Here is a 21,031-nt window from a genome sequence, read left to right on the forward strand (position 1 = left end):
AGAAGTTCTGTTTTCGATGTTGGTACGCCCATCGTGTTTCCTTGCTCTTCTTCAGGAGAGGATAGGCCCAACGCGCGTCGTCGCCAATGAGGGGAACGGGCTGGGAGCAGACTTGCGGCGACGCAGTGAGCCGAACACCTGGCGGGACGCAGCGCCCGCCGCTCGCGGCCCACAGCCGACCTTTGGGTCAAGCGCCGCGGATGGCCGGTGTCAGCCCATAGCGGTCAGTCTTGCAACTACTTCCAAGACTTCCGTCTCCTGGTCAATTTTTCGAGCTATTTCTCGTCTGACGGAGTGAACTTCAAAAAGGCGTTCTCTTCTTCGGCTATCTTCAAAGCGCTAAACAGATCAGGATATCGTTTGAAATAACCCTCCATGTCGTCCCATCGCTTCTCGATGCGTTCATCTATCAGGTTTAGGGAGGCGAGTGCATCACCAAGCACTCGATCTAACATATCCGGAAGCATGGCGTTGAGGTGATTGTCTTGAGAGAAAAAACGCTTGCGTCCAGCTGCCGTAAGTAACCGTCCTTTGTCATGATCGGGCATAAGCACAAAGCGTCTATTTACCTTCGCTCCAGAGGTATGCTCATAGATTCTTGAAAAGTGGTCAATTGTTCCATTGTGGACGGTTTCGTCACGCAAAGACATGAGTAGACGCAGTTCATCGCTAAACTCGGACAAGGGCGTTTCTTTCCCTAAGCGAGTGTGCTTCCATTTTCCAAACGTCACGTCGCGAGCCTTCGACTTCCAAGACGTCATTCCTGGCCTTATGCTTGATAAGTCGGCAACGTACTTCGCGCTGAAATCAAGAAAACTGATAGTCTTCTCTATGCAGAAATTGAGATTGGCCCATATCCTAAAGCCCAAAGGCGACACAGTACTACGATAAGCCTCTCCGGGTGCGAAAGCTTGTTCGTCGAGCGGAACATTTTCATGCAAATTTGGTAAAGCAAGAGCTGCGTAGGCGTCTCCAAGACTGACGGTGATATGGCTAATGATATTTTGCGCCACGTGATTATGGTGTCGAATTGAGTAGTAATACAGAAGCTTCTTCGTATTAGGACACTTCATCGCGAGAGCTGCGCGATTGAAGTCATCTCGATTGCATAGTGCCTCTGGGTCTAAGCCTGCATGCACAATATTAAAATCGGAAGCTTCCAACGTATCCCAAAACTGCTCTGGGGTATCAAACAGCAGTTGAAGGGATTTCATGTTTAACCTCTCGAAGGCATCCATGATATCGCTGGTGGGCAAGTTGGCTTCTTGAAGGTGCCAAATGCCGTCAGAACTCCGGACGAAATGCCTGCCTTCTGGCTTAGTTTCTGATAGTTCTCCGTATAATGTGGCGAACACTGTTCCTGCCCCGCGTTTTAGATCATTCATGTTTTCTATAGCTTGATATGATGAAACGTGTCGATGCCGCGCCATTAGGCACATGCGTATGAGCCGCGTCTGCCTTCTGTCAGCTCTATCGCTACAGGGGGAACGGGGGCGCATGAAGGTTTCAGCCCGAGGTCGGCATGTGGAAAATGCCCGCAACCTAACTCTAATAGAGCAAAATCCTGCGCCGCCTGACCAATCCAAGTGGGCAAACGCATCGTGCGCAAAATGCGCTTTTCTGCCCTTCTCCACAGCGCAGCTAAGGTCGGCTGTCCGCCCATACCATGTAGGTTCCAACCGATTGAGCAACCTTCTGTCAGACCGTTAAGCTGCCCCGGCACGATGTTAAGGGGGGTTGACGCAAAATACCGTCTGCGCTTAACACTTGGGCGACGAAGGTTGCTGACCCACTGCAGAAAGATGCACGCTTGGCTTCCGGGTGAAGAGACGCGCAAGAGACAATCCCGTTTCGCTTCACATTCTGTCATGTCCAGGCCACCGCGCGAACGCGCCGCTGCCTGTGACACTGCTGCTGCAATTCCCGAATGGCCCGGCTGAAGTGCGCGGGCCTATTTTCGTGCGGGCTGCTCGTATCGGGCAAGGCTCTTTCAAAATCCCATCTGTCGGCCAGTCGTGGAAACCCACGGCTGGCTTTTCGCGTCAGGCAGCGTCAGTTCGTGTTCGGGCTGATGCATAGTGGAATGTTGGGGGTGCGGTCATGTTCCGCGTTGGTGAAGTCGATGTGAAAGATCTGAAGCGGTTCGACAACATGCTGATTGGCCTGGGTGAAGATGGCCCGAAGGTGGCTGTCAGAGCGATGAACCGGGCGGGCGACATGGGGCGCACGCAGGTGGTCAAGGCGCTGGCAAAGCAGACGGGCCTGCCGCAGAAGCTGATCCGGCGATCCGTGAAGGTCAAACGCTCTACCTGGTCGGAACCCGAGTACCAGCTGAACAGCGCAGGCGGGGATGTGTCGCTGAAGTACTTCAAGAAGCGCGAGACCCGTGACGGCGTCGTGGCAAAGCTGGGGGATGCACGGGGCAATGACTGGTTCGCGGAAAGCTTCTTTCGCGGTGGTCTATTCCCTGGTCGTCGAGTCGACATCCGCAGCATGGGTGGCCATGTCTTCGTCCGGGCGGACGGGCGCACTGATCTGGAACGGGTCACGTCCGGTGTCTTCATCCCCAAGGAGATGGTGGAGGGCGCAAGCCTGAAGGCTTTCCGCGATACCGTTGCGCGGGTTCTGCCGCAACGCCTGGATCATGAATTCAGCCGCCTGTTGGCCCGCTAAAGCCAGCAAGGCAAGAGATCTCTTGTTTCAAAATCAGGTCAAACTCGGCCGCGGAAAAAAGGGACCGTAGCCCGTCTTGAGGTGACGCGGTGCGGATAGCGCCCGAGGGGTGGCCAGTCTGACGGGTTTTCCAAAGCCTTAACACTTGGGCCACTTAACGCCTTGGGCTTAACAGGCCCGGCGATCCGGTCCCGATGCGAGGGGGCTTTGCAAATGCAGGAAATGAGCCAGGCCGATTTCGCACGCAAGCTGGGTGTCAGCCGCGCAGCTGTCAGCCAGTGGAAGACGAAGGATATCCTGCGCGAGGATGCCTTCTCGGGCGAAGGCAAGAAGGGAAAGATCCGCTTTGACATCGCGCTGGAACAGGTCCGCCGCAATCGCGACATCGGCCAGTCCCTGGGCAACGGGATCGCCACGCGGACATGCGGGGATGCACCGGCGGGCACCGGGCATCCTGCGCCGCGTTCGGCGGCGGCTGAAGCGCCTGCCGATCCTCCCCGGCAGATCCCGCTTCAGCCAGCGTCGCCCGAGGTGATCGAGCCCTTCGAACCTGATGCACCAGCACCCGCGCCATTGTTGGCCAAGGTCGACAGCATCGAAGACCAGCTGAAGCGGGCCAAGCTGGAAGAACAACTGCGCCGCAACCGCCTGCAGGCGGCGGATGAAGCCGTGAAGGCCGGCACGTTGATGGCGGCGGATGATGCCCGCGAACAGCTGGCCCGGATCGCGGGCATGATGCTGCAGATCTTCGAAGGGGCGCTGCCGGACCTGGCGGCTGCCGTGTCGGGGCAGTTCAACGTCCCGCAGCGCGATGTCCTGCATCTGCTGCGCGCCGAAATGGTCAAGGTGCGGCGCGCGGCGGCGATGAAGGAGCGCGCCCGCGCCGAGGCGGCGCAAAAGGACGTCACCACCGAAATCGACCTGGAAGACTGATGCTTGATATTGATGTGACCAGTGCCGAATGGATGGCGGCAGACATCATGGCCGATGTGCTGGATCCGCCGCCGCCGGTCAATTACCTGGCATGGGCGGAACAGAACATCGTGTTTTCCAGACGCGAAAGCCCGCTGCCCGGCCCCTACAGCGCCGAGCGGTTCAGCTACTTCAACGAAATCCTGCAGGCGCTTTCGCCCGATGATCCCTGCCGCGTCGTGACCCTTTCGAAGTCGGCGCAGCTGGGGGGCACCGTGCTGGCGAACATCTTCACCGGTGGGTCCATGGATATGGATCCGGGCGATTTCCTCTATGTCCATCCGACCGAGGAAAACGCCCGGCGCTGGTCGAAGATGAAGCTGGCGCCGATGCTGAAGGGCACCAGCAGCCTGCGACGCATCTTCCCGATGAAAGCGCGGGACGGGCAGGATTCGGTCTTCTACAAGGAGCGGCGCGACGGTCGCGGGGCGATCCAAATTTCCGGGGCGAATTCGCCTGCATCGTTGTCGCAGGTGTCGATGTCACGCCAGGTGCAGGATGACCTGGCCAAGTGGGACATGAACAGCGCAGGCGATCCCGAGACACAGGCCGACAGCCGGTCGCAGGGTTATGAGTTCGCCAAGATCTTCAAGATCAGCACGCCGATGGTGGTGCCGGGCTGCCGGATTACCAAGAATTTCGAAGCCGGGTCGCAGGAGTTCCTGTATCTGCCATGCCCGCATGATGAATGCGCCCATATGCAGACGCTGGATTGGGAGAACTTCCTCGGGTCGCTGGATGAAGACCATGCCGAACAGGCGCATTTCACCTGTGAAGCCTGCGGGGCGGTGATCGAAGAACACCACCGGGCGAAGATGCTGCGAGGGGCCGAATGGCGGGCGATGAACCCGAAGATGAAGCGGGTGCATCGGTCGTTCTATATCTGGTCGGCCTATTCGCTGCTGCAGTCGTTCGAGCGGATCGCGCGCAGCTGGCTGGATGCCAAGGGCGATCCGCCGCGCGAACAGACGTTCTGGAATGACGTCGTGGGGCGGGCCTACCGCATTCTTGGCGAGGCCCCGCCTTGGGAAGAAATCCGCGACCGGGCATCGGAATCGGATTATCCGCGCGGCACGATCCCGGCGGGGTTCCCCCTTCTGACCTGCGGCGTGGACTGTCAGGGCGACCGGGTTGAATGGCAGGTGGTGGCCTGGGGCACGAAACGGCGTCGGGCTGTCGTGGAATACGGCGTCTTCAACGGGCACATCAGCGAGGAACAGTGCCAGCTGAAGCTGAACGCGCTGCTGAAGCAGGGCTTTCGAAATGCCTATGGCCGAAAGATCGAGATCGACGCGCTGGCCATCGACGGCAACGCCTATACGGAGGATGTCTGGGACTGGGCGCGCAAGCATCCGGCGTCCCGCGTCATCATGGTGCGGGGGGTGCATCCCGATACCGCGCCGCTGCTGCAGCAGGTGAAGCGCGAACGCAACCGGCGCGGCAAGCTGCTGCGCTATTCCAAACGGTTCTTCAATTTTGCGTCTTCGGTTCTGAAGATGGGTCTTTACCGCAACATGCGCAAAACAGACCCGGAAGAACGCGGCTACATCGCGCTGCCGAAGGGGCTGGAAGACGAATACTTCCGCCAGCTGACCGCCGAAAGCCGCAAGGCACAGAAGGCCAAGAGCGGCTTCACCCGGTATCTGTGGGTGAAGGATCCGAACCAGGCGAATGAGGGCCTGGACACGCATCTGCAGGCCGAAGCAGCGGGCATCCGTCTGGGTATCCGGGCGTTGCAGGATGTCGAGTGGGACCAGTTGATGGCCGAACGGGAATGCCCGCCCGAGGCGGTGCAGGGCGACTTCGAAGACCTGTTGATGCCGGGCGCGATTGCCCCGGTCGATGACCCGCAGCCAGCGCCTGCGCCGGATGCACCGGCCCCGGTGCCGTCTGCGCGATCCAAGTGGAAGAGGCGCACGCAATGAAAGGACTTATCAAGCCGGATGGGTCGCCCCTGATCGCGGAGCAGGGCCAGCGCCCTGTTGCCCGCTATCTGCGCGATACCAAGAGCGGTGTCATCGCATCGCGCATGGCCCCGCTGACCCGACACGAAGACGATGTGCGGCGCAGCTGGGAACGCGCCGCCGGTCTGGCCATGGATCTGATCCAGAATTCGGGCCGCCTGAAGGGCGCGACGGACCAGGTACTGGCCGATACGGTAGGGGTCGGTCTGAATCTGTCACCGCAGCCGGATCTTCAGGCACTTGGCTGGACCCGCGAAGAGGAAGCCGATTGGATCCGCCTGGTGAAGAAACGCTGGCGGCGCTATTGGGGCACGGCTTCGGAATGTTCGATGAACGGCAAGCTGACGGGCGCGCAGATGGTCGACATCGGGTTGCGCTGGCACATCGCCTATGGCGAAGCAACCGGGGTCTTCGACTTCTTCGACACGGAAACCCGCCGCCGCTATGGGATCAAGACGGGCACGAAGCTGCGCCTGGTGCCGCCGCACCGCCTTGTGCAGGACACCAATGCGGGCGCGGGCCTGTTCCAGGGGGTGCAGCATGACGAAAACGGGCGTCCGGTGTCCTATCGGTTCCGCACGGGGCCTGCGGGGCGAGAAGTGAAAGGCGACTTCGCGGCCTTCGATGCGGACGGCAGGCCGCTGGTCATGCACATCTTCGACCCGATGGACAGCGAAGACGTGCGCGGGATTTCGCAGCTGGCCCCGGCCTTCCGCAAGCATATCCAGGCGGAAATGCTGGACGATGCCACGTTGCAGATGGCGATCCTGCAGACGGTCTTCGCGATCACGCTGACCAGCGAAAGCCCGAGCCAGGATGCCTTCGAGGCGCTGGAAACCCTGAAGGAAACCGGGGCAGGCGGGGGTGAGCTGGCGCAGGAGTACCTTGGCTACCTGGGCGCGCAGATGGACCGGGCGGCGGAGAGCCGGATTTCGGTCGGGGCGGATCCGCAGGTGTCGCACCTGGGGCCGGGCGAGGGGCTGGACCTGAAAACGGCCAATGTGCCGGGCAAGGATTTCCTGCCGTTCTCGGGCAGCCTGGCGCGGGACATGGCGCGGACCATCGGCATCACCTACGGCGGTTTGACGATGGATCACAGCAAGGCCACCTACTCCAGCGTGCGGATGGAAAACGCCAGCATCTGGTCGGTGGTAACCCGGCGGCGCGAGCGCATCGCCGCGCCGATGTGCCAGATGCCTTATGAAAACTGGCTGGATGAAGAGATTGGCGAAGGCCGGATCCCGTTCAAGGGCGGCTATGCCGCCTTTCTGGCGCATCGCGACCGGGTGGTGACGGCCAGCTGGCAAGGACCGGCCAAACCGACAGCGGATGACTACAAGAGCGCCCGCGCAGCTTCGGAGCGGCTGACGAACGGCACCAGTTCCATCGCAATCGAAACCGGTGATCTGGGCGTGGACCCGGATGCCCTGTTTGAAGAACGTCAGCGCGAACACCGGCGTTATGTGGATGCGGGCATGTCCTCGCCCTATGCGGCGCGTGACCCGGTGCCGCTGACCGAGACGGAGCGAGTGCCATGACGATTTCCAGCTCGGTGCGGATCGGGGCAGACACCATCGACATCACCCGGCCCTGTGACGTGGTGGGCGCATTGAAGAAGATGCAGTTGAAGCTGGCGACCGGCGGGCTGCGCCAGACGGTGCGGATCGACGGGGAAGAGGTGACGTTTCAATCCCCGAATGATCGGCGGCTGGCGAGTCTGATCGACCAGTACCAAGCCGAATGCGACCGCCAGTCCGGCAGCGGGCGGCGGGTCCGATACGCAAAGCGGTTCCGCTTCGGCTGAGGCCGGGCCGCTTTCCCTTCCTTCACACAATCAGGAGACAGCACCATGCCAATTTTGGTGGACGGTGAACTGTTGCTTTACGGGGTCGTCGGAGATGACTTCTGGGGCGATGGCTTCACGGCATCCGAGGTCATCGGGGCACTGGCAGAGGTCGGGCGCGATACCGACATCACCGTGCGGATCAACTCGGGCGGTGGTTATACCGACGATGGCATTGCCATCTACAACGCCCTGACCAGCCATCGCGGCGCGGTGGCCGTGGTGGTCGATGCCATCGCAGCATCCGCAGCTTCGGTCATCGCCATGGCGGGGGACACGATCACCATGCGGGCCGGTGCCCTGATGATGATCCATGACCCGGCGATGATGACCTGGGGCAATGCCGGTGATCATGAGAAATCGACGGAACAGCTGAACAAGCTGGCCGACCTGATGGCCGACATCTACGCCGAACGGTCCGGCGACGATCCCGACGACATCCGCAGCGAAATGAAGGATGAGCTTTGGCTGACCGGCGCAGAGGCGGTTGAACGCGGCTTCGCGACGGATACCGAAGCCGGCAAGGCCAAGGCCGTCGCCGCCTTCGACTACCGCGCCTATGCGCAGGCGCCCAAGCATCTGAAGACCACGGCCCGCAAGGAAAGATGGTCCTTCAAGGCGCTTGCCGCCCCGGCAGAGGCCCCCAGGCCCGAAGCCGCCAAGCATCAAGCCCCGCAACCCAAAGCCCATGAAAAGGAGACACCGCCCATGGCAAACCCGACCCCCGAGGGGCCGACCGCTGAAGATGTGAAGGCTCGTATCAAGGCCATCACCACGCATGCGTCGGCAGCTGGTCGCGCCACGCTGGCCGCACATCTGGCATTCGAGACCGACTTGCCGGTGGAAGAGGCCGCAGCCGTGATGACGGCAGCCGCAGGCGATGCGCAGGCCCCGCAGGAAGACCCTGACGGCGATGCGCCGGATGGCGGGCAGCCGACCGCACAGCAGTACCAGCAGCGCCGCACGGCGGCGCAGGATCTGGCACAGCCCGGCGGCGGTGCCCCGGCAAAGCCGCGCGCCGTCATCGACACCAGCGGCATCTATGCCGCCCGTACCCTGAAGGGGGCATAACCGATGGATAATGAAACCATGCCGAAGCGGAACCTTGCCTTCCTGCTGGTGCCGGCTGCGGGCAACCGTTCCTTCAACCAGGTCGTGATCGCGGCGGGCGCGGGCAAGCTGGAAGCTGGCACCGTGCTGGGCAGGATCACCGCCAGCGACAAGTTCACCGCCGCACCGGCTGGCGAGGTGGTGGGCAAGGAAGGGGCCGAGGTCGCGACTGCGATCCTAGGCTACGGCGTAAATGCGACGGATGCGGACGTGGATGCGGTCGTGGTGGACCGTGACGCCACGGTGAAGCTGCCGATGCTGAGCTTCGACGCCAGCGTCGATGATGAAACCAAGACGGATGCCAAGATTGCACAGCTTGAGGCTGTCGGCATTCGCGCTCGCTAGGGGAACAGCGATATGTGGGAAGACTTTTCGATTATCGCGCTGACGGCAGCGCTGAACAGCCAGCCCTTCGTGCCGGGGCAGGTGGGGGCCACCGGCATCTTTCATGAAGAGGGGGTGCAATCGACCACGATAAAGGTCGAGGAACAGAACGGCACCCTGTCGATCATCGAACCGACCGAACGCGGCGGGCCGGGCGTGACCATTGCGGATGATGACCGCCGCCTGATCCCGTTCGAGATCGACCATTTCGAGATCAACGATTCCGTCAAGGCGGACGAGGTGCAGGGCGTCCGTCTTCTTGGCAGCACCGACCAGCTGGAAACGATGCAGAACCGGGTCGACAGCAAGCTGGAACGTCACGCGCGCCGTCTTGACGCGACGCTGGAACACCAGCGCGTCGGCGCGATCAAGGGCATTATCCTGTCGGGCAAGGGGAAGGTGCTGCACAACCTCTATGACCGCTTCGGCATCGCGGTGCCAGGGGCGGTGTCGCTTGGCCTGGATGGTGACGTGTCCAAGCTGGCGACGGCGATCAAGCAGAACATCGTTATCCCCATGGAAGACGCGCTGGACGAAGCCTATTCGGGCATCCATGCTTGGTGCGGGGATCAGCTGCACGCCTATCTCTGGGATCAGCCGGAAGTGCGCGAAACCTACCTGGCGCAATCGGGGGGCACCCTGCGGGACGGCGCGCCGGATGTCTTCCGCTTCGGTCAGGTCACCTGGGAACGCTACCGCACCGGCAAGAAGGCGTCGGCGGCCAATGGGGGGGCGCCCTTCATCGCGGCCAATGAAGCCCGCCTTGTGCCGCTCGGTGTGCCGGAACTGTTCATCACCCGCTTCGCCCCGGCGGATCTGGAAGAGACGGTGAACACCATCGGCCTGCCGCGCTACGGCCATCAGTATCCGATGGCGAACGGCAAGGGGCGACACCTGGACAGCCAGATGAACGCCATTTCGCTCTGCACCAAACCGGGCGTCTTGCGCAAAATCACCATCTGATTTGACCCGCATGGGTCATCGGGAAGACAGGAACAGAGGCCCGGCATTTGACTAACGGGTCTTTCGTCGCGGCCACAAGGGCCATTCGCCCGCAGCGGGCAAAAGCTTCAGAACGTGAAAGGGGGCCAGCATGGCCACGAAGAAAAGCTGGGTAAGCTTCACCAGCGCCACGCCGGTTCCGGCGGAAATTCTGGGCGAGAAAGAAGACCGACGCATGATGATCGGCACGCCGGTGCAGCTGCCTGCAGACTACGCCGCGCATATGATTGCCGACCGCTTTGCGGTGGCGGTTGATGCGCCCGCGCCGATGAAGTCCGTGACGAAGGCGGCCCGCAAGGCATCTGCCGCTGGTAGTGCGACGGGCAAGGCGCAGGCGTCGCTGATCCCGGATCCGGGCGGCGTGGTGCTGTCGGTCGCGGACGCGCAGGCGGCCTATGGTGTGATCCAGTCGGAAATGGAAACGCTGACCGAAGATCAGCCGCGCTGGCAGGCGCTGCAGGCTGATCTGGATGACGCGGCAACTGCGCTGGCCCAGGCGCAAGACGCGGCGCGGTCCTGATGGATGCCGACCTGCGCGCAGACCTGCAGGCCGAGGTGGATGACGTCTGGTCCGAGCCTATTCGGCACCTGCCGATGTCCGGTGCGGTCAGCGATATGTCCCGAGACATGGCAGAGATTGCGGCGATCCTGCGCACCGGCATGCGGGACGAAGACCGGCCAAGTTTTGTCGGATCCTCGGGGCGCAGGCGCGGTGTCCTGGCGTCGGGCGGCTGGCTGAAGATCGACCGCGCGGCATGGCCCGCCCTGACGCCGCGCAAAGGTGACAAGGTCGTGGCGCTGGATCGCCCCGGCCAGCCGGTCTTCGACGTACTGGCGGTGGATGATCGGTCGCACCTGCGCCTGATCTGTGACCTGGGGGATGCGAACTGATGTCGCTGATGATGATGGCCCTGCGGATCGCCGCAATCGAGGCGCTGAAGGCCGGGGATACGCTGGTGGGCCACAACGTGCTAGACAGCCAGATTTCGGCCTTCGATCACCCGAACGGCCAGGGGCTGCGCACCGATCAGCAACAGCCCTTCATCGCCGTCTATACGGATGCGGCGCGGGTCGATGGTCCGGGGCAGGTCGGGCTGCGCGGCAATGGTCGGGTGGACATCCTGTTCAATTCCGGCGTGGCCATGACCATGACGCAGACCAACCGCGCGACCGGGGAAGCCGAGATCGTCGAGGGCTTACCGGCCACCGATGCGCATTTCGAAGCGGTTCTGGATCTTCTGGACTGGCAAATTTCCAGCGTCCTGTCCGACCCGAAAAACCCGTGGTCCGAAGTCTTCCGGGGCTTCATCCTGTCGCATGTCGCCAAGCATCATGCCAGGTCGGGCAGCGCAGCGGATCAGGTGCGCGTTGCTGCCGGTCAGACCAAGCTGCGGGTCGAGGCTTTCGCGGATCCGGCCCCCGGTCAGGTGCTGGATCCGTCAGGCCCCTGGGGGCGGTTCATGGCGCTGATGGAAGCGCATTCCGTGCCGCAGCTGAAGCTGTTCCAGATGGCGCTAGGCGCGCCTTCCAGCGGGCCCTACGCCGATTTCGAACAGCTGACCGGCATGACCCGCGCCGATGCCGAGGCGCTGAAGCTCTACAGCTTTGGCGGTGTGGCGCGCGATGTCGAGATTGCCCCGCCCGGCGGCGGTCAGGTGGTGCCCCATGTCTAACCTGTCTTCGATCATCGCGGATCTGCGCCGCCGGGTGGCCGATCTGGAACGCCGCCTGCGCGGGCAGACCCGTACGGGCGTCGTGGCCGAAGTGGATCCGGCCAAGGGGCTGGCGCGGGTGCGCCTGCAGGACGGTGAGATGCCATTTCTGACCGGCTGGCTGCCCTGGGAAGAACCGGCGGCGGGGGCAAACAAGACACACAATCCGCCATCCGTCGGCCAGCAGGTGCGCCTTTTTTCGGAAAGCGGCGACCTGGTCGATGCCAGCATCCAGGGCAGTCTGAATTCGGATGCCAACGGGCGGCCTTCCGGGGCAGGGGATGCCTATGTGGTGGCCTCGGTCGGCGCGGCCAGCGTGACGATTTCCGGCGGCGGGGCGACGGTGGTGGTGCAGGTCGGATCCAGCGCGGTGACGCTGACCGCCGGGGGCATCGAACTGAACGGCAGCACGGTGGTGATCCGGGGCGACAGCGTGATGATCGAAGGCGTATCGCTGACGCACAACGGGGTGAACGTCGGGGACACGCATCTGCATGGCGGTGTCGCGGCTGGCCCGTCGATGACTTCGGTTCCGAGCTGATACCTGCGCGCCTTGAGGGCCGCTGGGGTTTCATCGAACCGGGGCTCAGGCCGCGCCGGGGGCTTTCAGGAAAGGAAAAACAATGTCGGAAAAACTGGACTTCGAAGTGACTCAAAGCCGCGAGATAGCGGGGCGCTGGTGCCGGCGGGGCGAAACGGTGCGGCTGACCCGTAGGGCCGCGAAATACTACCTTGCGCCCTACGGCAGCGGTCTGGTGCTGCCATCGCGCCGCAAGCCCAAGGTCGTCGCAGCCGCTGCGACGGGCGTGGAAGAGGCGGGCAGCTGACATGGACCTGGACCACCTGACTGGCGGGACCATCGAAGGCTGGCCGCATGTGGTCCAGAGCATACAGACCTTGCTGCGCACCCGGCTGAACACCCGTGTCTTCCGCCGCGAGTTCGGGTCCGACCTGCCAGGCCTGGTCGATGCCCCGATGAATGATGAAAACGTGCTGGCCGTCTATGTGGCCGTGGCCGAGGCGATAGACCTCTGGGAACCGCGCTTCGACCTGACGGATGTGCAGGTCGAGGGCACCGCGCAGGGCCGCTTCAGCATGACCCTTGCCGGGGCCTACCTGCCGAGGGGCCACCTTGGCGACCGCACCACCGTGACCGACGACAAGCGAACAGTGCGCGTGCAGAGCGACCGCACCGATGCCTGGAGGCTGACCTTATGAGCCGATTTTCTGCGCTGGACCTGGCATCCCTTCCCGATCCTTCAGGCGTCGGAGTGCTGGACTATGAAGCGATCCTTGAAGCCCGCCTGACAGAACTGGAAGGCCAACTGGGCGAGGTCTTCGATGCGACGCGGGTGGCGGAAATCATGGGTCTGGCGCGCAATGTGGCGGCCAGTCCGATGCGCTACCTGAACGAAGCCGCAGCGGCGCGCGAACTTTATCTGGAAAACCGGATCAACAAGGCGGTGCGCTCGGTCTTCCTGGCGACGGCCACGGGGGACGATCTGGATCAGATCGGGGCAGGGCGCGGGGTGGCGCGGAAGGTGCTGGACGACAGCGACCTGGACAATCCGGTGCTGGAAGGGGATGAAGCCTTTCGTGCCCGGATCCAGCTGGTGGTCGAAGCTTGGTCGCCACATGGCACGGAAGGCTCCTATGTCTATTGGGCGCTGGACGCGGATGACCGGATCGTGGACGTCGCCGTCTATGGGCCGAACCATGATCTGGATCCGCCGATACCGCCAGCCGAACCGAAGATGGTGGTGTTGACGCGCGAGGGCGACGGAACGGCGGATGCCGGTCTTCTGAAGGCCGTCTATGACAACTGCGCGATGGATACGCGCCGCCCGGTCGGTGACAAGCTGACCGTGATTTCCGCCAACCCGGTGGCCTACCAGGTCGAAGCCGTGCTGCGTGTGACCACACCGGAAACCGCAGCCCTTGTGCAGCAAGCGGCGCACGAGGCGCTGCAGGCGTTCATCGACGGGCGCATCAGGATCGGCCGGAAAATCTATCGCACCTCCATCGCGGCGGCGCTGAACGTCACGGGGGTCGTGGATGTCGAACTGATCCAGCCCGTGGCCAATATAGACGTGGGGCCGTTCGATGCCCCCTATTGCGACGACATCCAGCTGTCACTGCAGTCGATCACCGGCGGGTGGCGTGATGTCTGACGACTGCAAGACGCTGTTGCCCCCGACTGCGACGGACCTGGCCAAGGCGCTGGATGCGCTGGAAGCTCGGCTGTTCGATCTGCCGATGGCGGCGATCAGCAAGACACCGGATGGGGTGGCACCTGAATTCATCGACCATCTGGCGTGGGAATATTCGGTCGATGTCTGGAACGGTGCCTGGCCGGAAGCGCTGAAGCGGAATGTGATCGCGGGGGCCGTGGATCTGCACCGCCTGAAGGGCACGCCCTACGCGGTGCGCATGGTGCTGGCCGCCATGGGGGCGGACTGCGACCTGGAAGAATGGTGGCAGAACGGCAGTGCGATGGATCGCGGGGCGTTCGCAGTGACGCTCTACCCAGGCCACAACTTCTATGACCCGGCCTCGCCGGTGATGGACACCAGGGTGATGACGGATCTGCGCGAGGCCGCCATTGGCGCTGCCCCGGTGTCGCGCCGCCTGCGCATCCGACACGGAGTGGCGCCCGCGACCAAGCTGCACCTCGGGGCTGTCGCCGTGGCAGGCGCGGATCTTCGGGTGGGGTTTCGCGGTCGCCCGATGGTGGCGAACACCTGCGCCATCGTGCTGAGCGCACCTCTGGTCCTCTCTGAACACGTGGTCGCGCTGCATCCTGTCGCGGCCCTCAAGACAACAACAATCGCGGTGAGCTGATGGAACACAAATCATTCTTCGCACAAGACCTTGCGGGCAACGTCATGGCCGCCGCCCTTGTGACAGTGCGCAAATCCGGCACGGAGATACTGGCGAAACTATATGATCTGGCGGGCTTAGAGATGCCCAACCCGTTCCATGCCGGTGAGGACGGCAAGCTGTCCTTCTCAGTCATGAATGGGATCTATGACATTCACGTGCTGGAAGACGGTGGTGTGAAGGCCCATGAGCTGAAGCGGGTGCGCTTCTTTGATGCCACGGTGGTGGCCGCGTCGAAGGACGTGCTGAAGGACGCGATGCGCAGCTATCAGAACGGCGGGGCGATCCCCGGTGAAATCTGGCAGGGCATTCCATATTCCTATCGCGTCGCCGAGCCGGATGACGACGCGTTTCATATCGAGACGCCGGGCCTCGCGCGTCTTTACGTGAACCTGAATGCTTTTGACCTCAAGGCAGAAGCCTTCGATGTGGCCTTTACCGGCAAGGCTGAAGATGCGCCGCGCAACGCGGTGCAAATGCAGCGGGCGCTGGACTGGCTGGCCGCACAAGGGCAGGGCGGGCGTATCGAACTGGCCTCTGAGGGCCACATGAAAATCGACAGCGCCATCATGTGCCGCAACGGTATCGAGATTGATGGCAAGGGCTCGATCACCGACAATGTTCGGAACCGAGCAGACCCGGCTGACGCTTCGGTCTACACCCAAGACAACTGTTATCTGATGGGGGCATTTGCCCGGCATGATGATGATGACCACACGTTCCATCCGCTGGCCCCCATTGCGGCGGGCGATGGTGCGGCGCGGCTGACCGACAGCTTCCATCTGGCATCCTATCAGGTCGGCGACATCGTCTGGATTGTCGAAGCGACCGAAGGCACGACTTTCGGATCCGGTGGCATCATGCCGGGTCAGTCGGAAATCGCCCGGATCGTGGCCATCAAGAATGGGGTGTTCGAGTTCGAACACCCTGTGGGGATTACCGTGGCAGGGGCGGGTGCGGGCACAATTGGCGTCGACCCGGTCGGCGCATGGATTGCGAATGTCGATTTCCGTGTGAGTGCGGCCAAGGGCGGTAGCGCCATGATGGGCACTCGCCACATCGCCCGCGACATCGCGTTGGTGAATCATCGCCTGATGCAAAGCGGCAATAATCAAACCTACGGATCAGCGCCTTTTTCGGCCCGAAGCGGGATGTATAACGGTCATGTCGAGAACATCGAAGCACTTGGACCAGTGTCCAACCTGGTCTTTGGCAATGGCTATGTCCGATCCTATTGGAAGAATATCCGTGGTGGCTATACCCGCCGCGCCATCGAGCTGAAGTTCCTGTCCCAAAACTCGATTTTCGAGGACATCCGCGCTTGGAAACGCAACAGCGGGTTTCCTGTGGATGCGGAAGAGGACGTGCCAATCTCGATTGGGGAGCGGTCCCGCGACATCCGTCTGATCCGTCCCTGGCTGGATGTGGGCCGGTTCATCGATCCGGCCAAGACCGGGGGCGGCAACCTGATCGCCTTCTCGGGCGCTACGGATTGCCGGATAGAGCAGCCCGACATTTTTGGCCCGTCCAAATATTCCAGCGTCGTGGCGTTTCCCGAATCCGCGGTGCGTTGCGAGGTGGTCGGCGGGCGGATCGAGCCGCCATCCAACGTTTCTGTCGAGGACTACGGCACGGACTGTCTGGTCAGCGGCGTGCGGTTCGGGCCTGCTGACCTCTATGCCTATCGGCGCAATGGTGTTGCTCGTGGTGGGCTTCTTGAGCATTGCCGTTGGCCTGCCGGAGGTTCGGTAAAAATGTTGCTCGATGCCAGTGCGAGCGCTGATGACCGGGCGCTGCATATCGTCGGCAACTATGGCCTGACCAGTATCGAGAACTCGGCAGGTCGAGCGCTTTGGGCGCGCGACAATGTCGGCACGGACGAGCAGCTGCTGTCCTTTGCCGGGGCTACAATGGACGATTTTGGCGGTCATTCAGTTCTGTCCACATCAGAGGCGCTGATTGGTGCGGCTGTCGTGGTGCCCGCAGGTGTTCACTCTGGGCGCACCCGCGCGAGTTGGAGCGTGTCCGGCGAGACCCTGGGGTTGGTCGGGACCAAGACGCTTATCTGGCGCGTGGCCGTGGATGTCGATGATGATGGCGTGCCGCTGGACAGTGACGACGATCAGAACATCGCTGCCACTGTTGTGCTGCCGGCAAACTGCGCTGAATGGTCCCTGGAGGCTTCGGCGCGGTTCGAGGGCGAAACGCTGGTCTATACCGACATGAAGGTGTTCGATCTGACCAATGGCACCGTTTTTGGCGATGTGCGGCGGCATATCAGTGTCGATCATCAGAGTCATCCGGTGCGTTATGAACTCTCAGGCTTCGTCGCGGAAGACGGCGAAAGCCTGATCGTGCGCACCATCGAACGCGAGTTCCACCGCGAGGGTTTCGCGGTCTGAAGCGGCCCGGTGCCGCTTTTTCAACGGCTTTCTCTTGCAGGAAAAGGAGTTTTTGATGCCGCAGTATTCTGCGATCCATACGGATGTGGGGCTGGACCTGATGGCGCAGGCCCAGGCCATGGGCGCACAGATCGCCCTGGCGGACATCGCGGTTGGTGATGGTGGCGGCCAGTCGGTGGTGCCTAACGCGGGGCAGACCGGACTGGTGCGCGAACGCTATCGAGCGTCCATCGACCGGATCTATCAGCCTGACCCGGTGGGATTCCCGACCAAGTTTGCCGCGACGATGAACGTGCCCGCCGCTGTGGCCGGTTTCGTGATGCGCGAGGTGGGCCTGTACGATGCCGAAGGGCGGCTTTTTGTGGTGGCCAATACGCCCCATGTCACCAAGCCGCATGCGGATGACGGTTCGATACTCGACGCCGTGGTGCGGGTCGAGTTCATCGTTTCGAATGCGGCGCTGGTCGATCTGTTGATTGATCCGGCGGTGGTGATGGCCAGCCAGCAATGGGTGGCAAGGTATCTGGATGACAGGCTGGCGACCCTCGGGCTGGCGTAACCTTCTTCCTTCCTGGCGAAATCCTCAACTGCCGGGCGACCGGCGCAGCCCGGCACTGTCCTGTCGGGGCTTCCCAACTCTCATGGAGACACAATCATGGCCTTCACGTCTTTCCATCATGGCACGCGCCTGCAGGAATCCAATGAAACCCCGGTTCTGGTCCAGGTGTCACAGTCGGCAGTTGTCGGCTTGATCGGCACCGCACCGGATGCCGATGCATCTGTGTTCCCGGCGAATACGCCGGTGCTGCTGTCGGGCAATTCCGCCCTGGCGGCGCTTCTAGGCGACGGCGGCACGCTGAAGGATGCGGTCGATGATGTCTTTGACCAGATCGCCCCCTACACCATCATCATCCGCGTGGAAGAAGGCGTGGATGAAGCGGCGACGCTGACGAACCTGGTGGGTGATGCAGCGGCGTTGACGGGGGTTCACGCGCTGAAGAAATCCCTGCCGGTGGTCGGGATGAAGCCGCGCCTGATCGCTCTGCCGGGCCTGTCGGCCCCGTCCGATGCCTCGGTGCTTAATCCGGTGGTGGCCGAACTGACCGGGGTTCTGGCGGATCTGGGGGCGGTCGCCTTCGTGGATGGCCCGGACACCACCGATGCAGAGGCGGTAACCTATCAGGCGCTGATCGGGTCCGACCGGATCTATCTGGTCGATCCAAAGGTGCAGGTGTGGGACAGCGAAACGGATGCCTATGTGGCCCGGCCCGCATCGGCCCGGTTTGCGGGGGTGCAGGCCCGCGTGGATACAGAACGGGGCTTCTGGCATTCGCTGTCGAACAAGGCGATCAACGGCATCGGCGGGGTATCCCGTGCGGTGACCTATGGCGCGCAGGCGAACTACCTGAACGAAAACAACGTGGGCACCATCATCAACCTGGGGTCCGGTTTCATGACCTGGGGCAACCGGGGCTGCGGCACCGAAAGCCTCTGGGCGTTCCTCTCGGTGCGGCGCACGGCGGACTTCATCAACGAAGCGATGGAAAAGGCCTACCTGGAATTCGTGGACAAGCCGTTTTCGTCGGCCAATCTGAAGTTCATGCTGGAAAGCGGCAATGGCGCCATGCGCAGTTTTAAGGCGCAGGGCGTCATCCTGGGCGGCAAGGTCTGGATCGACGAAAGGCAAAACGATCCGACCGACATAGCAGCGGGCAAGATCACGCTTTCGATGGAGTTCGAGCCGCCCGCGCCGATGGAAGACATCCGGTTCATCGCGCATCGCAATATCGACTACTATCTTGAACTGACCAAGGCCGCGCTGCAGGCCGCGTGACCGGCTGTCGCGCCGTCGCCCCCCAATCCTAACACCTTCACGGGGGCCGCATTCTGCGGCGCCCGTCTGCATCAGGAGACTGAGTTATGAAATCGACCCCCGCCTATATCCTGCGCAACGCGGCGATGTGGCTGAATGAAGACGTGAAAGTCGGCCAGGTCTCGGAAATGACCGTGCCGCCATTCCGGGTGAAGACCGAAACCATGCGCAATGCCGGCATGGTCATGGAGCGTGAAGTGCCCATGGGCTATGAGCGCGAGAACGCCAAGTTCAAGATGACCGCGCTTGATCCCGCCACCGTCGCCACGATCAACGGCATGCCCGGAACGAATGGCACGCTGATGATCACCGGGGCGCTGGTCGATGAAGACGGGGCCGTTAGCAATGCCACCGTCTACATGCGCGGCTTCCTGAAGGAAGTGGATTTCGGATCCTGGGCGTCGGGCGAGAAGGCGGAAACAGACTACGCCTTCGTCTGGGAATATCTCAAGCTTGAGATCGGTGGCGCTACCCTGATCGAAGCGGACGATTTCGATGTCTCGATCAACGGCACCAGTCAGACCGGCGACATCCGCGCCGCGCTGCTGCTGTAAGGGGTGCGCACTATGGATTTCCCCGTAACCGTAAACCTGAAGCGCCCGCTGTCGGTGGGTGATCAGGACATCAAGTCGCTGACCTTCGATGAACCCGACCTGGGCACCAGTATCGAGGTCGAAGAAGCCAAGACGCCCTGGGGTCAGACCGTCATCCTGCTGGCTGGTATGGCGGGCGTGTCGGTCGAGGCCATCAAGCGGGGGAAGGAAAGCGACTATCGCGAAATCACCCGCCTGGTGCTGGACCCTTATCAGCAGCTGCAGAAGGACCGGGCGGCAGAGGATGCTGCATCGGGAAACGTGGCGGCGGCGACCTAGCGAAAGACCTTCGCTTTGCCGCCGCCTTCGTGGCGCGGGTGCTGTCGACCCCCTTGCCGGATGTCCTGCGCATGAAGGTCGGGGACTTTTCCAAGTGGCAGCAGGCGGCGCAGGACCTCTGGAAGATGGAGCATCCGCCAGGGCGGTAACAGCGGTGCAGACATATGGGGCCCTGCGTGGGGCTGCATGGTCTGCACCCCTATTAAGTCCGTCCGAAAGCACGGCGCTTCCGCAAGGCTATGTAAGTGGGGCGGACCTAGTTCACGGTCTTGCGCGCACCGAAAGACGCCGCACCTGCAAGATAGGCAATTGAGTAGAGGCCTGCCCAGGGCAAAGCAGACAGCGACAGGAAAAGAAGGCTCGTCCCGCCCATGGCAGCAAGCATTTCCGCCCTGTCATTCGAGGGGAGAGTGACCATGGCGATTGCGACCGGTAGAATGAAGCCGGCTCCCGCAAGCAAGGCCGCCCAGCCACGGTTCGGCGCGTGAACAAGGATCAGGCGCCCGACGACAAGGGCCACCAAGAGAGACAGCAGGACTGTCGGGATCAACGTCAATACGGCCAATGCAACAAGCTGGGCGGGACTTGCCATTGCTGGATCGAAGGGCACCGCTGACACGGCGGAGACGAGTGGAACCACTATACCATAGGCAATCGGGATGGATGCGGCGTGATGGAGCGCGGCAACGCAAATTCCGATAAACAATGAGATGAGCAGCCAGGCGGACTGCCGAAAACGCGATGCTGGCGAATTGACCCGGTCGCCTTTGATCGTCGATGCAGCTGTGTAGGCAGTGATGCCGGCGGCACAGACGCTGGCCAGAACGAGAGCGACCCATCGCCAAAGTCCGGCCTCTGCCGGGACGGCTTTCAGCACCTCGGTCACAAGCGTCAGGGGCAGCACAACCGCCATGACTGTCCAAAACCGCACGCAATCGCCCTCCTGCATCTGGGAACGCCTGCAGTGAAGCCGTGGACTGCATTTGAATCAAGTATGTGCTTTCGGAACGAGCGGTCCTTTTCAGAGCCAAATCCTAAAGGCGACATCTTCGCGCAAACTCTCGGTTCACGGCCAGTAGAGGAATGGCAGGGCTCAGTCTTCTGAAAGGGGACGCTGGAAGGCGTTCAAGCGGTCCTTTTTCAAGGGTCGCGCCCGCCCGCTTTCGCGAGTGACCAAATGATAAACCCCGAACAGTAGCGCCGCGAACAGCAGGGCAGCAGGAATGCCGCCCGCCACATAGCCGACGAATGCGACCGCGCCGAGGGCGAGGCCGATCATGACGACAGCGAAGAACATCGCGAAAGCTTCCATGCTCTTAAGGTGGGGATTTCGCACGAAAACTT

Annotated in this window: 24 protein-coding genes; 21 read left to right on the forward strand and 3 right to left on the reverse strand. The window is 62.2% G+C overall.

Annotated features, from left to right (window positions below; translation table 11 throughout):
* Positions 1–275: 275 nt before the first annotated feature.
* The gene (locus HCZ97_RS16790) at positions 276–1,385 is read right to left on the reverse strand and encodes a hypothetical protein (protein ID WP_167690185.1); all 1,110 of its coding nucleotides are present in this window, start codon (positions 1,383–1,385) and stop codon (positions 276–278) included.
* Positions 1,386–2,100: 715 nt separating this feature from the next.
* Here HCZ97_RS16790 and HCZ97_RS16795 point away from each other — a divergent pair.
* The 21 genes from HCZ97_RS16795 (at position 2,101) to HCZ97_RS16895 (ending at position 19,687) form a co-directional block, all read left to right on the forward strand.
* The gene (locus tag HCZ97_RS16795; protein WP_167690187.1) at positions 2,101–2,673 is read left to right on the forward strand and encodes a phage tail protein; all 573 of its coding nucleotides are present in this window, start codon (positions 2,101–2,103) and stop codon (positions 2,671–2,673) included.
* A 222-nt stretch (positions 2,674–2,895) separates the two neighbouring features.
* Positions 2,896–3,606, forward strand: coding sequence for a hypothetical protein (locus HCZ97_RS16800; RefSeq protein ID WP_217701808.1), 711 nt, complete (start codon positions 2,896–2,898; stop codon positions 3,604–3,606).
* The gene (locus HCZ97_RS16805; RefSeq protein ID WP_167690190.1) at positions 3,606–5,570 is read left to right on the forward strand and encodes a phage terminase large subunit family protein; all 1,965 of its coding nucleotides are present in this window, start codon (positions 3,606–3,608) and stop codon (positions 5,568–5,570) included. Before HCZ97_RS16800 ends, HCZ97_RS16805 begins: the two co-directional genes overlap by 1 nt.
* Complete coding sequence (locus HCZ97_RS16810) at positions 5,567–7,147, forward strand: phage portal protein (protein WP_167690192.1); 1,581 nt, start codon at positions 5,567–5,569, stop codon at positions 7,145–7,147. The genes HCZ97_RS16805 and HCZ97_RS16810 overlap by 4 nt, the downstream gene beginning before the upstream one ends.
* The gene (locus tag HCZ97_RS16815; protein ID WP_167690194.1) at positions 7,144–7,413 is read left to right on the forward strand and encodes a hypothetical protein; all 270 of its coding nucleotides are present in this window, start codon (positions 7,144–7,146) and stop codon (positions 7,411–7,413) included. The genes HCZ97_RS16810 and HCZ97_RS16815 overlap by 4 nt, the downstream gene beginning before the upstream one ends.
* 45 nt (positions 7,414–7,458) lie before the next feature.
* Complete coding sequence (locus HCZ97_RS16820) at positions 7,459–8,523, forward strand: head maturation protease, ClpP-related (protein WP_167690195.1); 1,065 nt, start codon at positions 7,459–7,461, stop codon at positions 8,521–8,523.
* 3 nt (positions 8,524–8,526) lie between these two features.
* Positions 8,527–8,907 (forward strand): head decoration protein, encoded by a 381-nt coding sequence (locus tag HCZ97_RS16825; RefSeq protein ID WP_167690197.1) that lies wholly within the window; start codon positions 8,527–8,529, stop codon positions 8,905–8,907.
* A gap of 12 nt (positions 8,908–8,919) precedes the next feature.
* The gene (locus HCZ97_RS16830) at positions 8,920–9,909 is read left to right on the forward strand and encodes a major capsid protein (protein ID WP_167690198.1); all 990 of its coding nucleotides are present in this window, start codon (positions 8,920–8,922) and stop codon (positions 9,907–9,909) included.
* 130 nt (positions 9,910–10,039) lie between these two features.
* The gene (locus HCZ97_RS16835) at positions 10,040–10,468 is read left to right on the forward strand and encodes a hypothetical protein (RefSeq protein WP_167690200.1); all 429 of its coding nucleotides are present in this window, start codon (positions 10,040–10,042) and stop codon (positions 10,466–10,468) included.
* Positions 10,468–10,839, forward strand: a complete 372-nt coding sequence (locus HCZ97_RS16840) for a hypothetical protein (RefSeq protein ID WP_167690202.1) — start codon at positions 10,468–10,470, stop codon at positions 10,837–10,839. Before HCZ97_RS16835 ends, HCZ97_RS16840 begins: the two co-directional genes overlap by 1 nt.
* Positions 10,839–11,621 carry a hypothetical protein gene (locus HCZ97_RS16845; RefSeq protein WP_167690204.1) on the forward strand — a complete coding sequence of 261 codons (783 nt, stop codon included), beginning with the start codon at positions 10,839–10,841 and terminating at the stop codon, positions 11,619–11,621. Before HCZ97_RS16840 ends, HCZ97_RS16845 begins: the two co-directional genes overlap by 1 nt.
* The gene (locus HCZ97_RS16850; protein WP_167690206.1) at positions 11,614–12,201 is read left to right on the forward strand and encodes a phage baseplate assembly protein V; all 588 of its coding nucleotides are present in this window, start codon (positions 11,614–11,616) and stop codon (positions 12,199–12,201) included. The genes HCZ97_RS16845 and HCZ97_RS16850 overlap by 8 nt, the downstream gene beginning before the upstream one ends.
* Positions 12,202–12,283: 82 nt before the next feature.
* Complete coding sequence (locus tag HCZ97_RS16855; protein ID WP_167690208.1) at positions 12,284–12,487, forward strand: hypothetical protein; 204 nt, start codon at positions 12,284–12,286, stop codon at positions 12,485–12,487.
* Between the two features lies 1 nt (position 12,488).
* Entirely contained in the window at positions 12,489–12,878 is a 390-nt protein-coding gene (locus HCZ97_RS16860; RefSeq protein ID WP_167690210.1) for a GPW/gp25 family protein, read from the forward strand.
* Positions 12,875–13,831, forward strand: coding sequence for a baseplate J/gp47 family protein (locus HCZ97_RS16865; RefSeq protein WP_167690212.1), 957 nt, complete (start codon positions 12,875–12,877; stop codon positions 13,829–13,831). Before HCZ97_RS16860 ends, HCZ97_RS16865 begins: the two co-directional genes overlap by 4 nt.
* Positions 13,824–14,501 (forward strand): phage tail protein I, encoded by a 678-nt coding sequence (locus tag HCZ97_RS16870; RefSeq protein WP_167690214.1) that lies wholly within the window; start codon positions 13,824–13,826, stop codon positions 14,499–14,501. The genes HCZ97_RS16865 and HCZ97_RS16870 overlap by 8 nt, the downstream gene beginning before the upstream one ends.
* Positions 14,501–16,942, forward strand: coding sequence for a hypothetical protein (locus HCZ97_RS16875; protein WP_167690216.1), 2,442 nt, complete (start codon positions 14,501–14,503; stop codon positions 16,940–16,942). Before HCZ97_RS16870 ends, HCZ97_RS16875 begins: the two co-directional genes overlap by 1 nt.
* 55 nt (positions 16,943–16,997) lie before the next feature.
* Positions 16,998–17,501, forward strand: coding sequence for a phage tail protein (locus HCZ97_RS16880; protein ID WP_167690217.1), 504 nt, complete (start codon positions 16,998–17,000; stop codon positions 17,499–17,501).
* Positions 17,502–17,597: 96 nt separating this feature from the next.
* Positions 17,598–18,776, forward strand: coding sequence for a phage tail sheath subtilisin-like domain-containing protein (locus HCZ97_RS16885; RefSeq protein ID WP_167690218.1), 1,179 nt, complete (start codon positions 17,598–17,600; stop codon positions 18,774–18,776).
* Positions 18,777–18,862: 86 nt separating this feature from the next.
* A complete protein-coding gene (locus HCZ97_RS16890; protein WP_167690219.1) occupies positions 18,863–19,369 on the forward strand; it encodes a phage major tail tube protein in 507 nt (168 codons plus the stop codon).
* Between the two features lie 12 nt (positions 19,370–19,381).
* On the forward strand, positions 19,382–19,687 hold the full coding sequence (locus HCZ97_RS16895; protein ID WP_167690220.1) for a phage tail assembly protein: 306 nt from the start codon (positions 19,382–19,384) through the stop codon (positions 19,685–19,687).
* 256 nt (positions 19,688–19,943) lie between these two features.
* Here the strand turns inward: HCZ97_RS16895 and HCZ97_RS16900 are convergent, their stop codons facing one another.
* Together HCZ97_RS16900 and HCZ97_RS16905 are read right to left on the reverse strand one after the other, a co-directional pair.
* Positions 19,944–20,600 (reverse strand): hypothetical protein, encoded by a 657-nt coding sequence (locus HCZ97_RS16900; RefSeq protein ID WP_217701809.1) that lies wholly within the window; start codon positions 20,598–20,600, stop codon positions 19,944–19,946.
* A gap of 180 nt (positions 20,601–20,780) precedes the next feature.
* Complete coding sequence (locus tag HCZ97_RS16905; RefSeq protein WP_167690222.1) at positions 20,781–20,999, reverse strand: hypothetical protein; 219 nt, start codon at positions 20,997–20,999, stop codon at positions 20,781–20,783.
* Positions 21,000–21,031 lie beyond the last annotated feature (32 nt).

Origin of the sequence: Pseudooceanicola sp. HF7, from assembly GCF_011806405.1 — a bacterium.
Lineage (GTDB): Bacteria > Pseudomonadota > Alphaproteobacteria > Rhodobacterales > Rhodobacteraceae > Pseudooceanicola.

Bases quoted from the DNA above. Each gene is read 5' to 3' on its own strand.
- HCZ97_RS16790 (WP_167690185.1), bottom strand. From the start codon at position 1,385: ATGAATGATCTAAAACGCGGGGCAGGAACAGTGTTCGCCACATTATAC.
- HCZ97_RS16795 (WP_167690187.1), top strand. From the start codon at position 2,101: ATGTTCCGCGTTGGTGAAGTCGATGTGAAAGATCTGAAGCGGTTCGAC.
- HCZ97_RS16800 (WP_217701808.1), top strand. From the start codon at position 2,896: ATGAGCCAGGCCGATTTCGCACGCAAGCTGGGTGTCAGCCGCGCAGCT.
- HCZ97_RS16805 (WP_167690190.1), top strand. From the start codon at position 3,606: ATGCTTGATATTGATGTGACCAGTGCCGAATGGATGGCGGCAGACATC.
- HCZ97_RS16810 (WP_167690192.1), top strand. From the start codon at position 5,567: ATGAAAGGACTTATCAAGCCGGATGGGTCGCCCCTGATCGCGGAGCAG.
- HCZ97_RS16815 (WP_167690194.1), top strand. From the start codon at position 7,144: ATGACGATTTCCAGCTCGGTGCGGATCGGGGCAGACACCATCGACATC.
- HCZ97_RS16820 (WP_167690195.1), top strand. From the start codon at position 7,459: ATGCCAATTTTGGTGGACGGTGAACTGTTGCTTTACGGGGTCGTCGGA.
- HCZ97_RS16825 (WP_167690197.1), top strand. From the start codon at position 8,527: ATGGATAATGAAACCATGCCGAAGCGGAACCTTGCCTTCCTGCTGGTG.
- HCZ97_RS16830 (WP_167690198.1), top strand. From the start codon at position 8,920: ATGTGGGAAGACTTTTCGATTATCGCGCTGACGGCAGCGCTGAACAGC.
- HCZ97_RS16835 (WP_167690200.1), top strand. From the start codon at position 10,040: ATGGCCACGAAGAAAAGCTGGGTAAGCTTCACCAGCGCCACGCCGGTT.
- HCZ97_RS16840 (WP_167690202.1), top strand. From the start codon at position 10,468: ATGGATGCCGACCTGCGCGCAGACCTGCAGGCCGAGGTGGATGACGTC.
- HCZ97_RS16845 (WP_167690204.1), top strand. From the start codon at position 10,839: ATGTCGCTGATGATGATGGCCCTGCGGATCGCCGCAATCGAGGCGCTG.
- HCZ97_RS16850 (WP_167690206.1), top strand. From the start codon at position 11,614: ATGTCTAACCTGTCTTCGATCATCGCGGATCTGCGCCGCCGGGTGGCC.
- HCZ97_RS16855 (WP_167690208.1), top strand. From the start codon at position 12,284: ATGTCGGAAAAACTGGACTTCGAAGTGACTCAAAGCCGCGAGATAGCG.
- HCZ97_RS16860 (WP_167690210.1), top strand. From the start codon at position 12,489: ATGGACCTGGACCACCTGACTGGCGGGACCATCGAAGGCTGGCCGCAT.
- HCZ97_RS16865 (WP_167690212.1), top strand. From the start codon at position 12,875: ATGAGCCGATTTTCTGCGCTGGACCTGGCATCCCTTCCCGATCCTTCA.
- HCZ97_RS16870 (WP_167690214.1), top strand. From the start codon at position 13,824: ATGTCTGACGACTGCAAGACGCTGTTGCCCCCGACTGCGACGGACCTG.
- HCZ97_RS16875 (WP_167690216.1), top strand. From the start codon at position 14,501: ATGGAACACAAATCATTCTTCGCACAAGACCTTGCGGGCAACGTCATG.
- HCZ97_RS16880 (WP_167690217.1), top strand. From the start codon at position 16,998: ATGCCGCAGTATTCTGCGATCCATACGGATGTGGGGCTGGACCTGATG.
- HCZ97_RS16885 (WP_167690218.1), top strand. From the start codon at position 17,598: ATGGCCTTCACGTCTTTCCATCATGGCACGCGCCTGCAGGAATCCAAT.
- HCZ97_RS16890 (WP_167690219.1), top strand. From the start codon at position 18,863: ATGAAATCGACCCCCGCCTATATCCTGCGCAACGCGGCGATGTGGCTG.
- HCZ97_RS16895 (WP_167690220.1), top strand. From the start codon at position 19,382: ATGGATTTCCCCGTAACCGTAAACCTGAAGCGCCCGCTGTCGGTGGGT.
- HCZ97_RS16900 (WP_217701809.1), bottom strand. From the start codon at position 20,600: ATGGCGGTTGTGCTGCCCCTGACGCTTGTGACCGAGGTGCTGAAAGCC.
- HCZ97_RS16905 (WP_167690222.1), bottom strand. From the start codon at position 20,999: ATGGAAGCTTTCGCGATGTTCTTCGCTGTCGTCATGATCGGCCTCGCC.